The sequence below is a fragment of the Mesorhizobium sp. M4A.F.Ca.ET.050.02.1.1 genome (genome assembly GCF_003997725.1).
In the GTDB taxonomy this organism is placed as follows: domain Bacteria; phylum Pseudomonadota; class Alphaproteobacteria; order Rhizobiales; family Rhizobiaceae; genus Mesorhizobium.
Map to the genome: position 1 here is coordinate 1 of NZ_RZSG01000404.1, position 5,401 is coordinate 5,401.

4 protein-coding genes and 1 pseudogene are annotated in these 5,401 nt (G+C 65.0%); 2 read left to right on the forward strand and 3 right to left on the reverse strand.

Annotation, left to right across the window (positions count from 1 at the left end):
- The coding region (locus tag EOA33_RS22830; RefSeq protein ID WP_127406652.1) for a multicopper oxidase domain-containing protein at nucleotides 1–822 on the forward strand (822 nt) is incomplete at its 5' end.
- Entirely contained in the window at nucleotides 819–2,012 is a 1,194-nt protein-coding gene (locus tag EOA33_RS22835; protein WP_127406653.1) for a ZIP family metal transporter, read from the forward strand. The genes EOA33_RS22830 and EOA33_RS22835, both read left to right, overlap by 4 nt.
- Nucleotides 2,013–2,123: 111 nt before the next feature.
- Here the strand turns inward: EOA33_RS22835 and EOA33_RS22840 are convergent, their stop codons facing one another.
- The 3 genes and pseudogenes from EOA33_RS22840 to EOA33_RS22850 form a co-directional block, all read right to left on the reverse strand.
- A complete protein-coding gene (locus EOA33_RS22840) occupies nucleotides 2,124–2,357 on the reverse strand; it encodes a BolA family transcriptional regulator (RefSeq protein WP_023674714.1) in 234 nt (77 codons plus the stop codon).
- A 96-nt stretch (nucleotides 2,358–2,453) separates the two neighbouring features.
- On the reverse strand, nucleotides 2,454–4,694 hold the full coding sequence (gene purL, locus EOA33_RS22845) for a phosphoribosylformylglycinamidine synthase subunit PurL (protein WP_126054840.1): 2,241 nt from the start codon (nucleotides 4,692–4,694) through the stop codon (nucleotides 2,454–2,456).
- A 142-nt stretch (nucleotides 4,695–4,836) separates the two neighbouring features.
- Nucleotides 4,837–5,401: pseudogene (locus tag EOA33_RS22850) on the reverse strand (PLP-dependent aminotransferase family protein); the annotation flags it as partial.

Sequence of the window (5,401 nt, forward strand, 5' to 3'; positions counted from 1 at the left end):
TTCGAAGTCACGGCGGAAGACAAGGAGATCGAGATTGCGCCCGGCATCATGTTCCCGGCCTGGACCTACAATGGCCGCGTGCCGGGCCCGTCGCTGCGGGCGACCGAAGGCGAACGCCTGCGGATCGTCTTCCGCAACCAAGGCTCGCATCCGCATTCGATGCATTTCCACGGCATCCACGCCGCGCGCATGGACGGCGTCCCGGGTGCCGGCCTGGTCGGGCCGGGCGAGGAGTTCGTCTACGAGTTCGATGCCAGGCCGTTCGGCTGTCACCTCTACCACTGCCACGCGCTGCCGCTGAAGCGGCATATCCAGAAGGGCATGTACGGTGCCTTCGTCATCGATCCTGACCCTGCCCGGCATCCGGAGCACGAGGCGGTCGCCCGCTCACGCCTGCTCGGCTCGCCCGAGAATGCAAACTGGCAGGAATTCGTGATGGTCATGAACGCCTTCGACACCAACTTCGACAACGAGAACGAGGTCTATGCCGTCAACACGGTCGCCCACGCCTATGCGAAGAAGCCGATCCGGGTGCTGAAGGACAAGCCCGTCCGCATCTACCTCGTCAATGTCGTCGAGTTCGATCCGATCAACTCCTTCCACCTGCACGCCAATTTCTTCGACTATTACAATCAGGGTACGACGCTCACGCCGACGCTGAAGACCGTCGACCTGATCACCCAGTGCCAGGCCGAGCGCGGCATTCTCGAGTTCCATTTCCGCGAGCACGAGCCGGGCCTCTATATGTTCCATCCTCACCAGTCCGAGTTCACCGAGCTCGGCTGGTCCGGCATGTTCGATGTCGTGGAGGCTCTGTCGTGACCGATACGAGCCAGCCCAATACGCGTGCCGCGCGCCCAACTCGGGTCAATCTGCTCTGGATCGGGCTGCCTTTGACCGTCCTGGCGATAGCCATCGCCTGGCTGCTGTCTTCCGATCCGCTGTCGAGCTTCCGCAATGGCGCGCCACCGGTCGAGAACATCACCTTCGAGCGGACGATCCTTGGCACCGATGGCATTCGCGTCCTTGTCCGTGCCGGCGGATCGGAACCGATGACGATCGCGCAGGTCCAGGTCGACGACGCCTACTGGCAATTCACGCAGGACCCGCCGGGCCCGATCGCGCGCGGCTCGACGGCATGGATCAACCTGCCATATCCCTGGGTGTTGGGGGAGGCGCATGCTATCAATGTCGTGACCAGCACCGGGACGACATTCGGACATGAGATCGCGGTGGCTGTGCCAACGCCGACCCGTGACTCGCTGAGCCTTGTCGCGCAGGCGGTGCTCGGCGCCTTTGTCGGCATCCTGCCTGTGGCGATCGGTCTGATGTTCTACCCCGCGCTTCGCGGCGTCGGACGCAGCGGCATGGACTTCCTCCTGTCGCTGACTGTCGGCTTGCTCGCCTTCCTTTTCGTCGATGCGCTGGAGGACGCCTTCGAACTGGCTAGCGAAGCTGCAGCCCTGTTCCAGGGGCCGACGATGATCGTGCTTGCCGCCACCGCGAGTTTCCTGCTGCTGATGGCGGCGGGCCGGCGGAGCGGCGCGCCGACCGGCCTGGCGCTCGCCACCTTCATCGCGCTCGGCATCGGCCTGCACAATCTCGGCGAAGGACTGGCGATCGGCGCCGCCTTCGCGTCGGGCGCGGCGGGGCTGGGCACCTTCCTGGTGCTCGGTTTCACCTTGCACAACATCACCGAGGGCATCGGCATCGCCGCGCCGATCCTGAAGCAGCGCCCGCCACTCAGGACCTTCGCCGCGCTGACGCTGCTGGCGGGCGGCCCCGCCGTCATCGGCCTGTGGATCGGCAGCCTCGCCTATGCGCCGCAATGGTCGGCGCTGGCGCTGGCGGTCGGTGCCGGCGCAATCCTGCAGGTGATCGTTGAACTCGTGTCGATGCAGCTTCGCCAGCGCGCCGACGGCACGCGGGCACTGCTTGCTCCGAGTGCGATGGCCGGCCTGGCCGCCGGCGTCGGCTTCATGTACCTGACGGCGATGCTGGTGAAGATCTGAGCAATCCCAGGAAAGTATGAAAACGGTTTTCCGTCCGGAACTCCGTCAAAACAAGGATCTGGAACGGTTAGCGTTTCGATGAAAGGTTCCACGCGGAGCCGTCCGGCTGCCTCAATCCGGGACGCTGGTCTGCAGGGCCAGCGCATGCAGAACGCCGCCCATATTGCCCTTCAGCGCGTCATAGACCATCTGGTGCTGCTGGACGCGGCTTTTTCCGCGAAAACTCTCGGCCACCACTTCGGCGGCGTAATGGTCGCCGTCGCCGGCCAGGTCGCGGATCGTCACCTTGGCGTCCGGAATGCCTTCCTTGATCAGCCGTTCGATGTCGTGGGCATCCATTGCCATGCGGGTTTTCCTATCAGGTACTGATCTCATAGATATGGCCCGGATGGCGGATGCACCACTTCCAAAGGCGCACAAGGCGCCATCCCGACCAAAATATTATGGGTCCACAACCTCGTTTGCCATGAAGCGAGGAAACCAGGATTCGTGGGCGGCGGTCAATTCGCTGACCGGGATCGCCCGCGCCTCGCCGAGTTTCAGGTCGCGGCCGCCGGTCGAGCCGATCCAGGGCGCGAAGATGCCGAGCTTGCCCTGTTCCTCGCGAATGGCGTCCCATTCCTTGCTTTGCGGGTCGATCGACAGCGTCAACAGGTAGCGGCCCTGGTCCTCGCCGAAGAACACCGGGATCGGATCGGTCCCGACAAGGCCAGGGATGGTGGCGCCGATGCCCGACGCCATGGCCATTTCGGCCAGCGCCACGGCAAGGCCGCCGTCGGAAAGGTCATGCGCGGCGGTGACAATGCCGGAGGCGATCAGCGCGCGGACGTGATCACCGACGCGCTTTTCATGCTCGAGGTCGACAGGCGGCGGCGGGCCGTCGCCGCGGCCATGGATGTCGCGCATAAAGACGGACTGGCCGAGATGGCTGCCCCACGTCGCCGGCGCGCCGACCAGCACGATCATCTGGCCTTCGCCGGCAAAGCCGACGCGCGCCATTTTCGACCAGTCGGCGATCAGCCCGACGCCGCCGATCGTCGGTGTCGGCAGGATGCCGCGTCCGTTGGTTTCGTTGTAGAGCGAGACATTGCCCGAGACGATCGGGAAGCCGAGCGCGCGGCAGGCATCGCCGATGCCTTTCACCGCGCCGACCAGCTGGCCCATGATCTCCGGCCGTTCCGGATTGCCGAAATTGAGGTTGTCGGTGGCCGCCAGCGGCAGGGCGCCGGTGGCGGTAAGATTGCGCCAGCATTCGGCCACCGCCTGCTTGCCGCCTTCATAGGGATCGGCCTCGCAATAGCGCGGCGTCACGTCGGAGGAGAAGGCGAGCGCCTTGGACGCATGGCCCTCGACGCGCACCACGCCGGCGTCGCCGCCCGGAAGCTGCAGCGAATTGCCCTGGATCAGCGTATCATACTGCTCCCACACCCAGCGGCGCGAGGAGAGGTCCGGCCCGCCAAGCAGCTTGAGCAGCGCATCGGCGACATCGGCCCTGGGTGCGTCCCCGACCGCGAGTGGCGCCGGCTTCTTCGGCTCGACCCAGGGGCGATCATATTCAGGCGCCTGGTCGCCGAGTTCCTTGATCGGCAAATTGGCGACCTCGTCGCCCTGGTGCAGAACGCGGAAGCGCAGATCGTCAGTGGTCTTGCCGACGATGGCGAAGTCGAGACCCCATTTGTGGAAGATCGCCTCGGCCTCTTTCTCTTTCTCGGGGCGCAGCACCATCAGCATGCGCTCCTGGCTTTCAGACAGCATCATCTCATAGGCGCTCATGCGCTCCTCGCGCACCGGCACCCTGTCGAGGTCGAGCTCGATGCCGAGGTCGCCCTTGGCGCCCATCTCTACGGCCGAGCAGGTGAGCCCGGCCGCGCCCATGTCCTGGATGGCGATGACCGCGCCCGAGGCCATCAGTTCGAGGCAGGCCTCCAGCAGGCATTTCTCTGTGAAGGGATCGCCGACCTGGACGGTCGGCCGCTTCTCCTCGATCTTGTCGTCGAATTCGGCCGAGGCCATGGTGGCGCCGCCGACGCCGTCGCGACCGGTCTTGGCGCCGAGATAGACGACCGGCAGGCCGACGCCCTTGGCCTCGGACAGGAAGATGGCATCCGTCTTGGCAAGGCCGGCGGCGAAGGCATTGACCAGGATGTTGCCGTTGTAGCGCGGGTCGAAATTGACCTCGCCGCCGACCGTCGGCACGCCGAAGGAATTGCCGTAGCCGCCAACGCCGGACACCACGCCGGCCACCAGATGCCTGGTCTTCGGATGGTCCGGCGCGCCGAAGCGCAGCGCGTTCATCGCCGCCACCGGCCTTGCGCCCATGGTGAAGACGTCACGCAGGATGCCGCCGACGCCGGTCGCAGCACCCTGGTAGGGTTCGATGTAGGAGGGATGGTTATGGCTCTCCATCTTGAAGACGACGCAGTCGCCATCGCCGATGTCGACCACGCCGGCATTCTCGCCCGGTCCCTGGATCACCTGCGGGCCGCTGGTCGGCAGGGTGCGCAGCCATTTCTTCGAGGATTTGTAGGAGCAGTGCTCGTTCCACATCGCCGAAAAGATACCGAGTTCGGTAAAGCTCGGCTCACGTCCGACCAGATCGAGGATGCGCTGATATTCGTCGGGCTTCAGCCCGTGCGCGGCAATGAGCTCCGGGGTGATCGGCACGGAATTGGAAATGGTCATGGGCGGCGGTTTTGTATCCGTGGGAGAGGGGAATTCGAGTCCCCTCTTATCGCAAGCTTGAGGCCGATACACCCCATAGATTGACGAAAAACGGCGGAAAGCCACAAGGTGGCGGAGGCTGCGGGATCAGGCGTGGCCGAGCTCAGGAAAAACTGTCGTAGCCGGCGCGGCCTTCATCGAGCAGGCGCCGGATCACCGCGACGCCACCGGCGACATCCTTATCCTGGCGCGGTTGTGAGACGCCGAAACGCACGCCATGGAAGACCTGTTCGGAGCGGCCTGCCTTGAATTCGTCCTCATCGTCGATGAGCACGCCCTGCGCCAGGCAGGCATTCTTGAACGTGCCGGAGAGCCACGGGTCCGGCAAGGTCAACCAGACGAAGGGGACATTGTCTCTCGCCTCGAAGTCGAAGCCTTCAAGCGTCTCGCGCACGATGGCGATGCGCGCCTGGATCTCGGCGATGCAATGCTTACGGATATCGCCAGCCTGGCCGGACATCACCAGCCTGGTGCCGACCTCGGCCAGCAGGAAGGGCAGGCCGCCGGTCATCATCTTGTGCGCGACGCGGATGCGATGGCGATAGGCTGGCGGGCAGGAAAGCCAGCCGCCGCGCACGCCGGCGGCAACCGATTTCGACAGGCCTCCGGCGACAATTGTGCGCTCGGGGGCATATTCGGCCAGCAACGGCGTTGGATCGTCGGTCAGA